Raw genomic sequence first — 15,244 nt, 5'->3', positions numbered from 1 at the left:
ATTAAAACAAATGCTTATATAAATCTAGTTAGATACCCGTAATTAAGTACAACTGTTGTGACGATACTTTATTCTAAGAGTGCTAACACTCTAGAAGCTAACATTAAAGACCTGTGCTTGGTTAACTGAGCACAGGTTTTTTTGTAGGTATTTGTGTAATTATTGAATAACTTTTTCTTTACTTGACCATAACCAAGTGAAACAATAATGCGCCTATGTGACCGCTTAGCAAAATAAACAGGAGTTTGGTCGTCATTACAGTGGTCTTTAAAGGAATAAAGTTATGAGCAGAGACTCAAAAGTAAATGTTAGTGAAGCTGAATTGGCAGCACTGGATAATGGGTTTATGGGGCACCCAAAGCCACTGCGCCCGCTGTTTTTTACCGAAATGTGGGAACGCTTTTCTTATTATAGTATTCGTCCGTTATTAGTACTATTTATGGTTGCCACCGTCGGCAGCGGTGGTTTTGGCTTCGATGAAGTCACCGCCTCTGCTATTTATGGTATTTTTGCTGGTTCATTATATCTGGCAGCGGTACCAGGCGGCTGGCTGGCTGATAACTGGCTTGGTCAAGAGCGTGCCTTGTGGTGGGGCAGCGTGATTATTGCCCTCGGTCATTTATGTATTGCACTCTCAGCCATATTTGGCATGACGCTATTTTTTGTCGGTTTGATATGTATTGTATTAGGCTCAGGGTTATTTAAAACCTGTATTTCCGTCATGGTGGGGGCTCTTTACAAAAAAGGCGATGTGCGCCGTGATGGTGGTTTTACCTTGTTTTATATGGGGATTAATATTGGCGCGTTATTAGCCGCGCTCATCGTTGGGGTGTTTAAAGAAAAAGGCATGTGGCACGCAGGCTTTGGTGTCGGCGGACTTGGAATGCTGGTATCACTTCTGATTTACCGCTTTTCTGCCCAGAAAACCTTAACCCACTATGCCCAAGCTAAAAACATCACGCCTGAATGGGAGCACGCCAATGACCGCTATAAAAACATCGGTCGCTGGGTAATCGGCTTTTTGGTATTGTTGGCAGCGGCTGTGGTTTTGGTGGCAAGTGGCATGTTACCGTTTAATCCTGAAATGGTCGCAGAGTATATGACTTATATCATCGCCGCAGTGGTGATAGGCTATTTTGCGATTATGTTTGTCTCACCTCGTCTTGATAAAACTGATAAGCTGCGCCTACTGACATGTTTTATTTTAATCATCGGTTCGACGCTATTTTGGTCAAGTTTTGAGCAACAGCCGACTTCGTTTAACCTATTTGCCGATCGCTATACTGACTTGAACGTCTTAGGATTCGAGATACCGAGTATTTGGTTCCAATCATTAAACCCGTTGTTTATTTTATTGCTGGCGCCCATTGTTAGTATTATTTGGGTCAAGCTTGGCAAACGCGGTCTTGAACCTAATAGTATGACCAAATTTGCGCTCGGAATGTTGATTACTGCGGCAGGCTTCTCCTTGATGATATTTGCCTCAAAAAGCATCTTGACCAGTGACGGCGGCTTAGCATCGCCACTATGGCTCGTGGGTAGTTTATTACTATTAACTTTAGGGGAGCTGGCGCTGAGTCCAGTAGGGTTATCCTCAATGACCAAGCTTGCGCCAAAAGGTATGCAAGGGCAAATGATGGGATTATTCTTTGCCTCTGTCGCCATGGGTAATTTGGTCGCTGCGTTTTTCGGTGGTCATGTTTCTGCAGACAAAATTGAAGGCTTACCGACATTATTTACCACCATGACCATCTTTTTGGTGGTAACGGCGGTGGTATTGTTGGTATTAGCAAAACCTATCAATAATATGTTGGTCAAAAGTGAGCAAGCAGACAAAGCGGCTCAATAAATAAAATGTTTAAGGTATGGTTAAGCTTAATTAAGCCTATTGATACCAGCAGTCGTAGCTATCAACCCTAAAAGATGAGACGTGTTACCATAATTGGTAGCACGTTTTATAGTTTCAATCAGTGAGTTATTTCTCTGTCGCCATTGAAAGCCTGCTATCTGCCCAAACATCTAGAGATGCGCTGCTTTAATACTAATGCTATTGCTAAGCTGAAATTAATAATAGCTCGGCTAAACGCCTAAGCACTCTTACTCATTTATATAACTATCATTCTAAAAATAGTAAACCCTTTATAGGCGAATAAAGGCTTCACGTAATACTGATAAATTTATTTGCCTCAATAAGACGACTACTCATAGTCGCCTCACAAGCGTTTTTTTTAACTCTCATTTTTAAAAGCAATAAGGACATCTTTCATGAATAAACAACATATCCACGAGCGTATCGAGAGCCTGCGTAAGACGCTAGCGGCACAAGATTTAACGGCGATTATCGTGCCGTCAGCAGACCCGCATTTATCTGAGTACTTGCCAGAATATTGGCAAGCGCGTTTATGGTTATCAGGCTTTACAGGTTCGGTTGGAACGCTGGTCGTTACCGCTGACTTTGCTGGCCTATGGACAGACAGTCGCTACTGGGTACACGCCGCGCATCAGCTAGAAGGTACGGGTATTACTTTGGAAAAACTGGCTCCTGGTCAGCCAAATCATATCGATTGGCTAGCGCAAAACTTAGCGGAAGGCGATAGCGTGGCGGTTGATGGCAATGTGTTGTCTATCGCTGAACAAGACAGATTGCTTGATGCGTTTGATGCCAATGATATCACTTTAATCACTGAGCGCGATGTCTTGACCGACATATGGAACGACCGTCCAGCATTGCCATCAGCACAGCTCTACCAACACGATGCGCAATTTATCGATCAGCCCGCTAGCTCAAAACTTGCTGCCGTGCGCGCAGGTATGAAGGAGGCAGGCGCAAGCCATCACTTGCTGTCAAGCTTAGATGATATCGCTTGGTTAACCAACTTACGCGGTGCAGACGTCGATTATAATCCGGTATTTTTAGCGCATGTGCTCATTAGCGAAGATAAAGCGACCTTGTTTGTTGATAATAATAAAGTCAGTAGCGAGATTGAAAAATCGCTAAAAGACAGCGGTATCGCGCTTGCGGATTATGATGCGGTGCAAGAGGCATTAGCTACCTTAACGCCAGAGGATTTATTATTATTAGACCCAAGCAAAGTGGCGGTCGGTACGTTATCAAAAATGGCCGACGATGTGGGCTTTATCGAGCAGATGGCGCCAAGCACTTTACTCAAGTCAGTGAAGTCTGCGGCGGATATCGAGCATGTGCGCGAAGCGATGCGCCAAGATGGTGCGGCATTAAGTGAGTTTTTTGCGACATTTGAAAAACGCCTAGCAGACGGTGAGCGTTTGAGTGAGCTGGATGTCGATAGTATGCTCATCGAAGTTCGCAGTCAGCAGCCGCATTATGTGTCGCCAAGCTTTCCAACCATCGCAGGCTTTAACGAAAACGGCGCTTTGCCGCATTACCGTGCGACGCCAGAAAAATTCAGCTACCTTGATGTCACTGAAGGCGAGGGCGGCTTATTGCTCATTGACTCAGGTGCGCAATATCAAAACGGCACCACCGATATCACCCGTGTGGTCGGTATTGGCAAAGTAAGCAGCGAGCATAAACGAGACTTTACCACGGTGTTAAAAGCGCATATCGCCTTAGCAAAAGCGCATTTCCCTGATGGTATTGCGTCACCGCTCATCGATGCGATTTGCCGTGCACCCTTGTGGCAAGCACAGATGGACTATGGTCATGGTACCGGTCATGGCGTTGGCTATTTCTTAAACGTCCATGAAGGCCCGCAGGTCATCGCTTATAGTGCTAGTACGCCAAAAGAACGCGCGATGAAAGAAGGGATGATATCTAGTAATGAGCCAGGTTTATACCGCGAGGGCAGATGGGGTATTCGTATCGAAAACTTGGTGGTCAATACGCCGGTTGCGAATCCAACTGAGACTGAGTTTGGCCAATTCCTACACTTTGAAACCATCACTTACTGCCCTATTGACACGCGTTTGATTGAGCCTGCACTATTAACCCAAATCGAGATTGATTGGCTTAATGACTATCATAGCCAAGTCTATACGGGGCTAAAAGATCGCGTTAAGGGTGCGGCACTTAAATGGCTAACCGAGCGTACAAAAGCTATTTAAAATAGCGATTTGTACTTTTATTAGAAAAAAATTAGCAAAAAAAGCCCCGTCAATATCGATGGGGCTTTTTAGTGTTTATTGAATTCGATGAGGTTTTTAATGTAAATCAGGTTTTTTTATAACTAACGAATGTTTTTCTTGGCGCTGGTTTCTTTATTGTCATTAGTAGTGGCGGTATCAGGTTCGGTTAAATGCTGTGCCAATTCAGCCCGTAGCCAAGATTTTAAATTCTCAGAAATTTGCATCATTTGCTCACTTAAGTAGTCATCGACATGCATCTCAAGCTCGCGAATTAATTCTGGGTGACTCGCGCCAAGCTTAGTATCTTTTAAAGACAAAGGAATAGCAGCGTTTGAGACCACTTTATCGATAACGGTTTTCATACTGTTATCGTTTGCGCTATTTGCCGTATTTGCAACATTGGCAGGCTCTTGAACGGATTTTTTATCAGTAGCAGTTTTAGAAGTTTCTAATTCAGCATCCGGTTTTTCAATATCTTGATTTTTCTCAACACTGCTATCAGACACTGATTTTTCTATCATGCTCGTGTTATTTTTGCTAGTAACATTCTTGCTAATATCATGGTCATCGATACTGGCAGATTTATTATCAGCGAGTTGTTCATTGTGCTGCTGCTCTTTTTCCGCTTCTTCTGCTGCTTTTAATGTTTCTTCTTCTCTCTGCTTAGCGTCTGCTGCTGCTTTTGCTTGCTCTTCTTGTTCTAGACGTTCTTTTTCTAAACGTTGTTCTTCTTCCAAACGCTGCTTTTCAGCAGCGGCGCGCTCTTTTGCTTGTTTGTCGGCGATGGCTTTAGCAATCGCTTGTTCGGCTTCATGATTTTCATAAAGAGTATCAAGATGGGCGTCTAAGTCATGAGTGCTAAAAACAAAGGTTTCAAATGGCGTGTCGTGTTGTAAGAGGGTGGCGATATCGGTGAGTTCTTGGATGATAGAGGCGCGTACAGGGTCTGGCGCACACGTCCAATGCTGATAAAATTGATGGGAAAATGAGTAGCTTGACATGGTATCGTCCATAAATGTTGCAAAAATTACCCCTTATCATACGCAAGTACGATAAGGGGCTGCAAGTGGTCAAACGTAGCAAATCTGACACCAAGTTTACAATGACTGAAATGCCAGTTTTTCTAATATTGCTTTAGCATTTTTTGACGTTGTTTTAGGCGTTTTAACTTGATGATTGCACCGGCCAACGAGCGAATATAAGCGACCCATTGGTGCCACCAAAACCAAAGCTATTGGAGACAGCATATTGCAAGTTCTCAACTTTACGCGATTGATTGGCCACGTAATCGAGATTACAGTTGTCTTCAACATTATCCAAGTTAATGGTCGGCGGTACCTGCTGATGTTGCAAAGCAAGCACAGTAAAGATGGCCTCGATACCACCAGCGGCACCCAATAAATGACCAGTCATAGATTTGGTTGAACTGACCAAAATGCTGTCTTTAACGGGCGCAAAAACGGTTTCAATGGCAATGGATTCAGCAACATCACCCGCAGGCGTACTGGTACCGTGAGCATTGACGTAGCCAACCGCGGCAGGCTCAATACCAGCATCGTTTAGGGCGTTGCGCATGGCGCGCGCTGCACCGCTACCATCTTCTGGCGGTGCGGTAATGTGGCTAGCATCATCACTCATCCCAAAGCCAACCAGTTCGGCGAGTATCGTTGCGCCGCGCGCTTTAGCATGGGCAAGGCTTTCAAGGACAATGACACCCGCGCCATCACCGAGTACAAAGCCATCACGCTCTTTATCAAACGGACGTGAGGCTTTGGTTGGCTCATCATTACGAGTTGAGAGGGCATGCATCGCCCCAAAACCTGATATACCCAGTGGGCTCGAGCCTTTTTCACTGCCACCTGCCAGCATCACATCGGCATCGCCATAAGCAATCAAGCGTGCCGCAAGCCCCATGGCATGGGTCGCGGTGGTACAAGCAGTCGATGTCGCAAGATTTGGACCTTTTAAAGTATGCTTAATCGCCACCAAACCTGCAGCCATATTAACGATAGAACCTGGAATAATAAAGGGTGATACTCTACTTGCGCCTTTTTCACGAAGCGTATCACGGCTGTTTTCAATGGTTTGGATACCGCCAATGCCTGACCCTAAAATCACGCCAAAGCGCTCTTGCTCGACATCTTGCACAGGTGCATCGGCTGCGCTGACTTCATCGATAAAGCCGGCATTTTTCAATGCCATAGCAGAGGCCGCAACGGCATAATGCATAAACTCATCATAGCGGCGCGCGTCTTTGGCATTCATATATTGCTTGGCGTCAAAATCTTTGACCACACCCGCAATTCGCGCCCGATAGTCAGTCGCATCAAAATGGGTAATTGGCGCGATACCGCTCTCGCCGTTAAGCAGGCTTGCCCATGAGCTTTCGACATCTAATCCCAAAGGCGTCACCGCGCCCATACCGGTGACCACCACGCGCATATCGTCAGAACGCTCGTAGTGCGGTGGTTTCTGTCTTGGCTTATATGCTTGTTTGGCAGCAATATCCACGGGAGTATTATTCATCGTTTGCTCGGTAAGTGAGTCGGTCGGTAAACTGCTATGCTGGCTCATGCTCTATATCCTGTACTTACGGTCCTAAGAGGATGTTATTTCAAAAGCCATTATAAAACACATAAGTGTACGTATGTAAACTAAAATTTGACCAATCAGGCAAAACATACCTGACCCAATACCACGCCTTTACTTGCGCCAGTGACAGCTGGCAAGTTACCAGTTTCGCCCATCAGGGTCTGGCGTGCCAGCCACGCAAAGGCGACGGCTTCGACCCAAGCGGGATTCAGCCCTAAGCTGGTAGTAGTTTCTACTGTGCAATGAGGTAGATGCGCTTGCAAGCGAGTCATCAAATAATCGTTTAACGCACCGCCACCGCAGACATAAACCGAGCTATTTCCTTTTGCCTTAATAAACCTATTAATTTGCATACTGGCACTCATGGCCGTCAGCTCGGTCAATGTTGCCTGCACATCGGCTGACGAATAGCGAATATGGGCAGAGGCTTGGTCAAATTTTTGCAGCTCGCTTTGTAGCCATGCTAAGTTAAAGTCTTCACGCCCTGTGCTTTTCGGATAGGTTCGCGCAAAAAATGGATGCTCTATCAGTTGATTAAGTAACGGCTCAACCACTTGTCCTGACTGCGCCCATGCGCCACCAGCATCATAATCTTTATCCGTATGCAATGCCGTCCACGCATCGAGTAATAAATTGGCAGGGCCGGTATCATAACCAATCACCGAGCTATTATTAACAACAGCAGTATTAGCATTAATAGAGCTGTCATTGGCTGGTAAGACGGTGATATTGGCAATACCGCCCAAATTTAATAACACTCGCGTGCTATCAGGCATGGCAAACAAGGCTTGATGAAAGGCAGGTACTAAAGGCGCTCCTTGACCACCGACGGCCATATCGCGGCGACGAAAGTCGCTGATAACGCTAATACCAGTACGCTCGGCGATGATATTGGCATCGAGTAATTGCAAGCTAAAACCCATTTGCGGACGATGGCGCACCGTTTGACCGTGGCAGCCAATCGCCAGCACCGACTCACTATCGGTATTGGACTGCTGCAATAAATTATTGACCACGTCGCTGGCAAATTCAGCATATTCCTTACTTGCCCAGCCAAACCAGTCTAATTCACTGCTTGGTTCGCCCATTGTCGGGGTTAATTCTTGCACACCATTTGGCTGACAAAGTGCCAATAACACCTCACGCAGGCGTGGCGGAAAATCTTGGCTGATAGAAGCTAACAATCGCAGCGGTTGCTGACTGTTTTCTTTACCGTCGAATTGACAAAGCACCGCATCCATACCATCTAAGCTGGTGCCAGACATCATGCCGATATATAAGCCATCATCGAAGTTTTCAAACACCGTTTGCTCAAGTGCATCGGTTAAGGTGGCATAATTTAAATCGTCATCTAAAGTTTTGTCCAAAGTGTTATTTAAATTATCGTCATAATTGATAGTTGAATCAGTATTATCATTAGTATCAGCAATCGATGCAGGGTTGGTCATGGCAATTTACCTTAAAAAACGCTAGTATATCCCTCAAATTCTAACATCTTTTACTGGCTACGAGATTCTAATTGGCCCAAACGCGTTACCCTTTAAATAAAGACAATAAAGAGAGCATCATGACCACCCAAACTTATACCCTAGAAGAACAACTTGCCTTAATCCAACGCGGTACACAAGAAATCCTATCTGAAGACGATTTGGTTAAAAAGTTAAAACTGAATCGCCCGCTACGTATCAAGGCAGGCTTTGATCCTACCGCTCCTGACCTGCACTTGGGCCATACCGTGCTGATTAATAAGCTCAAGCATTTTCAAGATTTGGGTCATGAGATTTATTTCCTAATCGGTGATTATACTGCCAAGATTGGTGACCCTTCTGGCAAAAACAGCACGCGTCCGCCCTTGACCGATGAGCAAATCAAAGTCAATGCGCAGACTTATGCGGAACAAGTTTTTAAAATCTTGGATAAAGAAAAAACCAAGATTGTCTTTAACTCTGAATGGTTCAAAGATATGTCAGCGGGCGATATGATTCAGCTCTCTAGCCAGTTGACCGTCTCGCGTATGCTTGAGCGCGATGATTTTTCTAAACGCTACGCGGCGCAAACGCCCATTGCGATCCATGAGTTTTTATACCCATTGGTGCAAGGCTATGACTCTATCGCGCTAAAAGCCGACGTCGAGCTGGGCGGTACGGATCAAACCTTTAACATTTTGATGGGACGCACCCTGCAAGGTCGTTACGGTCAAGAGCCACAAGTTTGTATCACCGTGCCAATCTTAGAAGGGCTAGACGGTGTTAATAAAATGTCTAAGTCACTTGGTAACTATGTTGGCATCTATGATGCACCGGGCACCATGTACCAAAAACTGCTGTCGATGCCTGATACTTTAATCCGTCGCTACTTTGAATTTTTAAGCTTTAAGCCGATGGAAGAAGTCGAAGCGTTAATGGCAGAGATGGAAAACGGCCGCAACCCACAAGAAATCAAACGTATCCTTGCTGAAGAATTAATTGAGCGTTTCCATGATGCCGATGCTGCTGCTAATGCGCATAAATCAGCGGGCAACGTATTAGCTGATGGTGAATTGCCAGTCGATTTACCAGAAGTGACGTTAGAGTTGGAAGGTGCGGACGCATTATTTATCACGCAAATCCTAAACCAAGCAGAGCTTGCCAAAAACAGCTCATCGGCTAAAGATATGATCAAGCGTGGCGCGGTAAAAGTAGATGGCGAAGTGGTCGATGCGGGCTTTAGCTTAACCTCTGGTCAGACGGTGGTTATCCAAGCAGGCAAAAAGGCTTATGCGAAAGTAACGGTTGCTTAGTTAAGACATTGAGCTAGGTAACGAGAGTTTCTAAGTTTATTATGGCTTAAGGAGAGATAGATGTTAGACCTTCCTACGTTATCAAGTAACGGTATTATTCTTAAGCCATTGATGTTAACTCATGCCAATGATTTAGCCCAAGCTTGCCAAGACGGTGAGCTATGGAAAATAAACGAGACTTCGGTACCAGAGCCAGATAAGATCATTGATTATATCAATACCGCACATTCAATGCCTGATAGAAAAGCATTTGTCGTTATTGATGAATCAAATGGTAAAGCGATTGGTACAACGAGTTTTCACGATATTTTACCAACTAGCAAACGCTTAGAGATTGGCTATACCTGGTATGCTAAATCGTATTGGCGCACGCATGTCAATACCACCTGTAAGCTTATGCTACTCACTTATATATTTGAAACTTTAGAGTATCAAACAGTAGGTTGGCGCACGGATATTGACAATCATCGCTCACAACAAGCCATTGAGCGTTTAGGTGCTAAAAAAGATGGCGTGATTCGAGGTAATCGAGTGCGCCGTGATGGTGTTATTTCGGATACAGTGATGTATAGCATGTCAAAAGATGAATGGCCTAAACATAAAACCAAGTTAATAGAGAAGCTAGCTAAGCATGGAAAATAATAATTTTAGTAGCGTCGCCCGGGGCATTTACCGCCATTATAAAGGCAATCTTTATCAGGTATTGCATACCGCGCAGCATTCAGAAACGAAAGAATTGTTAGTCGTTTACCGCTGCCTATACGGTGCGTATGGCGTGTGGGTAAGACCATTAGCGATGTTTACTGAAACTGTTGAAGTTGATGGTAAAGAAGTACCACGGTTTGAATTGATTAAAGCCTTAGCGGGTTGATATCTCAAAATGGTTAAAATCTATTGCAAAAATAAAAAGCGACCCGTTAAGGTCGCTTTTTATTTGTCTCAAAAACTAACCTTCTAAAAAACCTTTTAATACTTTATAAAATCCAACAGGTTCATCCATTGGTATCGCATGACCTGAGCGCGGCAACACGATCTCAGTGGCATTGGGTAACATTTGGGTGATTTTTTGCTGCCATTTAGCATCGTAGAGTTTGGAGCGACCACCAATCAGATTGACCACCGGAATGGTAACCCGCTCTAGCGCGCCACGAAAGTCATAGGGTAATGTCAAATAGGCTTGCAAGCAGCGCATCTTATGATGCCAAATGCTGTGGTCATAAAGCGCAAGTTTGGGGTCATTTTTATAGGTCATCACTTGTATAAGGGCTTTTGAGCGCATGCGATTGACGGATAAAAGAGAGAACAGCCGTTCAACATCCGTTGCACGGCGTTTCAGGGCAAAAGGCAGATGGGTAAAGCTTTCGACATGAGCATAAGGTAACGTCTTATCAATTACCTCATGAAAGATATCGAATACTTCTTGCTGCCGCGTGCCAAACAAGCCACCTTGCCAGTCAGGCTGATTATGGATAGCAGGACTTTGGTCCATATTTAAATAGCGGCTGACTTTTGCGCTGCCATAACGCTCAAAATACGCCCACATCACTTGCGCGCCCATCGAAATAGCGGCAACAGGTAAGGATTCTATATTACGTGCCAAGCAAATTTGCTCAATGACGATACTGATATCATCGGCATATTGACGCACAAAATCAAACTGGGTCAGCTTGATGTTTTTTGCCGCGCCAAATCCTCGCAGGTGCGGCAGGTAAAAGGCGTATTTACCCGTTAAGGGCAAAATAAAGGGTAAAAACTCACGCGCATCCATACCATAGGCATGCAAGAGCAGTATAGGTTGGCCACTTCCTATCACTGAAATAGGTAGTAATGTGCCGTCAGACAAAGCGATATCAATCGTTTGCACTTTATAGTTAGCAGATAAGTTAATTAATTTGGTTTTCATAAGGCGTTAACCCTTTTTCTATTAACCCATTTGCCAAAGGCTGTTATATTAAGGTGGCAAATATACCCTATAGTCAGTCCTAAATAAAATCAGTACAAGTATGATAACGCGCCACTGGTATTCATTTTCCTTGCTTGCCGTGCCTACGCAGACAGAGGCTGCGCAAAATGAATATCAGTAGCTCTGTGTTCATTTTATAGCGGACCGCCGCTATCATACAATCTGAGATACTATTAATAGATAGCAAATAAGTTTGATAGGGCATGCATGTGATAGGAAGTGTACATAATAGATACTATATGCTTTGAGGAGGATGCTCAATGATTAATAAGGATATTAGCGTATGGGCAAGTTAACTTTACCATTGCTTGATAGCAGCCTATATCCGCAAAGCTGGCAGCAGCAAATGTTTAATAGTCCGCAAGCGCTTTTACTAGAAATGCTGGAGACAGAGGACATGGCAGCTGCGGATACTTTCACAAAGCAGTTATTATCCAATAAGGTTTATCAAGATTGGATAAATAGCAGCGTGTTTGGCCGCTATCTGCATCGTAACTTTACGGCGTTTTATCGACAAACAGAAGACAGCTTTAATACCGATATGCCAGCGTTATTTCGCCGCGAGCTTATGCGCCACGCCCAATATTTACCATTAGAGCAAGTATTATTTTTTGCAGGTGATTTAGCAAAAAGCGTGCGCCAGACAAAGGTATTAATCACAACGCTCAATCCTGCCACCGTCATTATCAATGCTCAACAGTTAAGTGCAAAAACTACCCTCAATAATCCGACCATGATTATCAATCAAGTAGTGATTAGGGGTAAGCAAGTTTTAGGATTTCCGATACGCCACAATAAACGTACCAGCGAGCGCACGCGTAATGAGGTATTGGTTTTGGATTTTCAGGAATTGCGCCTGGTCAATGAAGAGAATGTCATAGCCAAAAAAAGAAGCAACATAGAGGCGACTATATTGCTTCGGTCTTATGAATTACGCTAGTGAGCCAAACGGTTGATTAAGCGTTTAAGAATCTTGCTTAGCAATCGTCAGACCATTATAAGTTTGTGCCACTGGCATGACCTCTAAGCGATTGACGTTAATATGGGCAGGCGATTCAATCAACCACAATAAAATATCGCCAATATCGTCACCGGTCATGGTTTTAAAGCCATCATAAACTTGAGCAGCCTTATCATCATCACCATGATAACGCACATTTGAAAATTCAGTACCTGCGACATTACCTGGTTCAAGGTTGGTCACCCGTACTTGCGTACCGAGTAAGTCCGCCCGCAGATTTAAGCTAAATTGTTTGACAAAAGCTTTGGTCGCGCCATAGACGTTACCGCCAAAGTAAGGCCAACTGCCGGCGATAGAGCCGACATTAATGATATAACCGCTATCGCGTGCGACCATAGCTGGCAAGACAGCATGAGTGAGCGCCATCAAACCTTTAACATTGGTATCAATCATACGCATCCAATCATCAAGACTAGCTTGATGCGCAGGCTCGGTGCCAAGTGCCAGTCCAGCGTTATTCACCAAGACATCGATTTGCTTGAAATCAGCCGGTAAGTCAGCAATGATTTGCGGTATAGACGTGGTGTCACTGACATCCATGACCACAGGTAAAAATGCTTCGCCCAACGTATCTGCCAACGCATTCAATTTGTCTAAGCGTCTGGCACAGCCAATCACGCGGTGACCATTGGCAACCAAACGCTCAGCTAATGCTTTACCGAAACCCGCGCTTGCCCCTGTAATCAATACGTTCATCTTATATCCTTATCATTGATGTTCTGTACATGTATCATGGTTTATAACGCCGGCTTGTCTTGGTTTAAAGGCGTTGTCTTACTTATTAAATAACTGCTTACCAAAGATTTTATCGCCGGCGTCGCCAAGACCGGGAATGATATAACCATGCTCATCCAAATGGCTGTCGAGCGCAGCTGTAAAGATGGTCACGTCAGGATGCGCTTCGTTGACCAAGCGTACGCCTTCAGGAGCAGCAACCAATACCAATGCCTTAATATTAGTACAGCCATTTTTCTTTAGCATCTCGATGGTTGCAACCATTGAGCCGCCAGTCGCTAACATTGGGTCAATGATAAGGGCTGGGCGTTTGTCCATATGACTGACAAACTTTTCAAAGAAGGGTACAGGTTGTAAGGTCTCTTCATCGCGCTGTAAACCGACGACAGAGATTTTCGCCGTTGGGATTAAATCGAGCACGCCGTCGAGCATACCGATACCAGCACGCAAAATAGGAACGATAGTCACAGTTTTGCCCGAAATTTGCTCACCAGTGATTTCACCACACCAGCCTTGCATCGGGAAGCTTTCAATCTCAAAGTCACGACTTGCTTCATACGCCATCAATCGCGCGAGCTCTTTGGTTAGGGTGCGAAATTTATAGGTACTACAATCTTTTTCACGCATAAGGCTGAGTTTATGACGGACTAACGGGTGATCAATAACGGTGATTTTTAAGTCATTCATAAGGTCTCTCTTGATTTTTCGCTGATGCTTGCGCAGTTACTGCGGTTGCTATTATTAATAAAGATACAAACACTTACTGCACTTCAACCCTATACCTAGACCATCAATAGTAAGCTTAATGCTTTAATAAAAAAGTAAGCCAAAGGCATTTATAACAAGGTTAGTTTTATTTAAGCAAACTATGTTCGACTATAATAACGCCTTAACAAATGAAGTAGTGTTTAGGCTTGCTATGATAACAAAAAAACCGCTTTTCTGATGAAGAATCTTATGACTACACAACCATCCCATACACATGATAATACTCATAAAATGGCTACTAGCTCGATATTGTCCGAAGCTTTCGCCCCAGAAGTAGAAACCCATCCGTTTGGTCCTGTATTACCGCCCGATGCTACCGTGATGATGATGGGTACTTTTCCACCGACTGCTGATAAATGGGCAATGCGATTTCACTATCCGAACTTTTATAATGATATGTGGCGTATCTATGGCAGCGTATTCTTTGATGACGTTGATTATTTCAGAGTAGGCGATGAAAAGCGTTTTGACCCTGAGCGTATTCGTGCCTTTATGTTCGAGCGCGGCATTGCCTCTTGTCCTACCGTTACTCAAGCTATTCGTGAAACAGGTAATGCCTCGGACAAAAACCTAACCGTTGTCACCCCTGTTGATCTAGATATTATTTTGCCTCAAGTGCCAAAGGTTAAAACCTTATTTACCACGGGCGGCAAAGCCACTGAGGTGTTGCTCAATTTATTAGCTGAGCCACCTGCCAAATCCAAGTATCCAAAGACCAACCAAAGCATGAATTACCCTTATGAATGGCAAAGTGATAATAATAGAAAAGCCGATGTGAATAATCTTACCTTATATAGGTTGCCTTCAACGTCACGCGCATACCCGTTAGCATTAGATAAGAAAGTTGCTGCTTACAAAGACTTCTTTAAAAAGATAGGTAAATTATAAAAGTGTCATATATAGAAAAATGCTATATATAGGATACTGTTATATAGAAGAGATAAGCGGTTTTAAGCAAAAAAGGCTGACTATCATTAAAGGTAAAACTATTTTTAATCCTAACTGACTGATAAATAGAGGGTATTAATAATAAGGCGAGATAATCGCTAAAATAGCTGACAAACCACCTTGACCCCCTACTAAAACCGCGTATAATGCCACCCAGTCGAAAGGGAAGGCGTATTGGAGAAGTGGATTACCACTGATTAACAATAGCGGGTTTTAACCAAGCTACTACTTAATCATCCAGCCGAGCGAATTCATTTTAGATTAACTCAGTTTAAAATAAAATAATTTACTTCTTGACTTACTAATTTAAGCGTCTATAATACGCACCTCATTA

General features: G+C 44.0%; 13 protein-coding genes. 7 read left to right on the top strand and 6 right to left on the bottom strand.

What is annotated here, in order from left to right; all coding sequences use genetic code 11:
• The first annotated feature begins 283 nt into the window (after positions 1 to 283).
• Together B2866_RS11740 and B2866_RS11735 are read left to right on the top strand one after the other, a co-directional pair.
• Positions 284 to 1,849: a peptide MFS transporter gene (locus B2866_RS11740; protein WP_296194477.1), complete on the top strand. Its 1,566-nt coding sequence runs from the start codon at positions 284 to 286 to the stop codon at positions 1,847 to 1,849.
• A gap of 416 nt (positions 1,850 to 2,265) precedes the next feature.
• Positions 2,266 to 4,083, top strand: coding sequence for an aminopeptidase P family protein (locus tag B2866_RS11735; RefSeq protein WP_296194474.1), 1,818 nt, complete (start codon positions 2,266 to 2,268; stop codon positions 4,081 to 4,083).
• A 122-nt stretch (positions 4,084 to 4,205) separates the two neighbouring features.
• Here the strand turns inward: B2866_RS11735 and B2866_RS11730 are convergent, their stop codons facing one another.
• From B2866_RS11730 to B2866_RS11720, 3 genes are all read right to left on the bottom strand, one after another.
• The gene (locus B2866_RS11730) at positions 4,206 to 5,105 is read right to left on the bottom strand and encodes a hypothetical protein (protein WP_296194469.1); all 900 of its coding nucleotides are present in this window, start codon (positions 5,103 to 5,105) and stop codon (positions 4,206 to 4,208) included.
• Positions 5,106 to 5,268: 163 nt separating this feature from the next.
• A complete protein-coding gene (fabF, locus tag B2866_RS11725) occupies positions 5,269 to 6,546 on the bottom strand; it encodes a beta-ketoacyl-ACP synthase II (RefSeq protein WP_409520876.1) in 1,278 nt (425 codons plus the stop codon).
• A 227-nt stretch (positions 6,547 to 6,773) separates the two neighbouring features.
• Entirely contained in the window at positions 6,774 to 8,144 is a 1,371-nt protein-coding gene (locus B2866_RS11720) for an anhydro-N-acetylmuramic acid kinase (protein WP_296194467.1), read from the bottom strand.
• Between the two features lie 119 nt (positions 8,145 to 8,263).
• On the opposite strand from B2866_RS11720, the gene tyrS reads away from it, so the two are divergent.
• Genes tyrS through B2866_RS11705 form a run of 3 tightly spaced genes read left to right on the top strand, consistent with a single transcriptional unit; the run spans position 8,264 to position 10,346 of the window.
• Positions 8,264 to 9,475 carry a tyrosine--tRNA ligase gene (gene tyrS / locus B2866_RS11715; protein WP_289047185.1) on the top strand — a complete coding sequence of 404 codons (1,212 nt, stop codon included), beginning with the start codon at positions 8,264 to 8,266 and terminating at the stop codon, positions 9,473 to 9,475.
• Positions 9,476 to 9,535: 60 nt separating this feature from the next.
• Positions 9,536 to 10,117, top strand: coding sequence for a GNAT family N-acetyltransferase (locus tag B2866_RS11710; RefSeq protein ID WP_296194460.1), 582 nt, complete (start codon positions 9,536 to 9,538; stop codon positions 10,115 to 10,117).
• Positions 10,107 to 10,346, top strand: coding sequence for a DUF1653 domain-containing protein (locus tag B2866_RS11705; protein ID WP_296194458.1), 240 nt, complete (start codon positions 10,107 to 10,109; stop codon positions 10,344 to 10,346). The genes B2866_RS11710 and B2866_RS11705 overlap by 11 nt, the downstream gene beginning before the upstream one ends.
• A 75-nt stretch (positions 10,347 to 10,421) precedes the next feature.
• Here the strand turns inward: B2866_RS11705 and B2866_RS11700 are convergent, their stop codons facing one another.
• Entirely contained in the window at positions 10,422 to 11,378 is a 957-nt protein-coding gene (locus tag B2866_RS11700) for an alpha/beta fold hydrolase (RefSeq protein WP_296194456.1), read from the bottom strand.
• Between the two features lie 343 nt (positions 11,379 to 11,721).
• On the opposite strand from B2866_RS11700, the gene B2866_RS11695 reads away from it, so the two are divergent.
• Positions 11,722 to 12,378, top strand: coding sequence for a hypothetical protein (locus B2866_RS11695; RefSeq protein ID WP_296194453.1), 657 nt, complete (start codon positions 11,722 to 11,724; stop codon positions 12,376 to 12,378).
• 24 nt (positions 12,379 to 12,402) lie between these two features.
• Here B2866_RS11695 and B2866_RS11690 read toward each other — a convergent pair whose 3' ends face one another.
• Complete coding sequence (locus B2866_RS11690) at positions 12,403 to 13,155, bottom strand: SDR family NAD(P)-dependent oxidoreductase (protein WP_296194451.1); 753 nt, start codon at positions 13,153 to 13,155, stop codon at positions 12,403 to 12,405.
• Between the two features lie 78 nt (positions 13,156 to 13,233).
• The gene (upp, locus tag B2866_RS11685) at positions 13,234 to 13,881 is read right to left on the bottom strand and encodes a uracil phosphoribosyltransferase (RefSeq protein WP_296194448.1); all 648 of its coding nucleotides are present in this window, start codon (positions 13,879 to 13,881) and stop codon (positions 13,234 to 13,236) included.
• 312 nt (positions 13,882 to 14,193) lie between these two features.
• Here upp and B2866_RS11680 point away from each other — a divergent pair, with 312 nt between their 5' ends.
• Positions 14,194 to 14,850: a DNA glycosylase gene (locus tag B2866_RS11680; protein WP_296194534.1), complete on the top strand. Its 657-nt coding sequence runs from the start codon at positions 14,194 to 14,196 to the stop codon at positions 14,848 to 14,850.
• Positions 14,851 to 15,244 lie beyond the last annotated feature (394 nt).

This window comes from Psychrobacter sp. UBA3483 (assembly GCF_002377905.1).
Lineage (GTDB): Bacteria > Pseudomonadota > Gammaproteobacteria > Pseudomonadales > Moraxellaceae > Psychrobacter.
The sequence above is the reverse complement of the archived record's forward strand: the minus strand, read 5'-3'. Positions and strand labels throughout refer to the sequence as shown.